General features: G+C 67.3%; 1 protein-coding gene. It reads left to right on the top strand.

The window, feature by feature from the left end:
* Positions 1-704, top strand: a 704-nt coding sequence (locus tag A5753_RS00050) for a condensation domain-containing protein (RefSeq protein WP_231989942.1), incomplete at both ends; no start/stop codon positions are given.

Genomic DNA, 704 nt, shown 5'->3' with positions numbered 1-704 from the left:
TTCATGGTGATGCAGGCGGCCCTGGCGGTGTTGCTGTCCAAGCTCAGCGCCAGTTCCGATGTGGCCGTGGGATTTCCGATCGCCGGGCGCCGCGACCCCGCACTGGACGAGCTGGTCGGGTCGTTCGTCAACACGCTGGTGCTGCGCGTGGACGTGTCCGGTGATCCGACGGTTGCCGAACTGTTGGCTCAGGTGCGCCAGCGCAGCCTGGCCGCCTACGAGCACCAAGACGTGCCGTTTGAAGTGCTGGTGGAGCGGCTCAACCCCGCCCGAAGCCGGTCCCATCATCCCCTGGTGCAGGTGATGTTGGCCTGGCAGAACTTCGCCGGTGACCCGGCCGCCGGCTTGATGCTAGGCGACCTGCAGGTCAGCTCCATACCGGCGGACACCCGTACCGCCCGCATGGACCTGTCGTTCTCGTTGGCCGAACGCTGGGGCGACGCCGGTGAGCCCGCGGGGATCGGCGGGGCCGTCGAGTTCCGCACCGACGTGTTCGACGCCGAAACCATTGGCGCGCTGATCGAGCGGTTGCGGCGGGTGTTGGCCGCTATGACCGCCGACCCGACGCTTCGGTTGTCATCGGTCGATCTGATGGATGCCGATGAGCGCGCCCACCTGGATCGGATCGGTAATCGGGCGGTGTTGGCTCGGCCCGATTCGACTGTGCGGGTGTCGATTCCGGCGTTGTTCGGTGCGCAGGTGGC

Source organism: Mycobacterium sp. 852002-51971_SCH5477799-a, from assembly GCF_001667145.1.
In the GTDB taxonomy this organism is placed as follows: Bacteria; Actinomycetota; Actinomycetes; order Mycobacteriales; family Mycobacteriaceae; genus Mycobacterium.
This window is presented reverse-complemented; position numbering and strand designations above follow the sequence as displayed.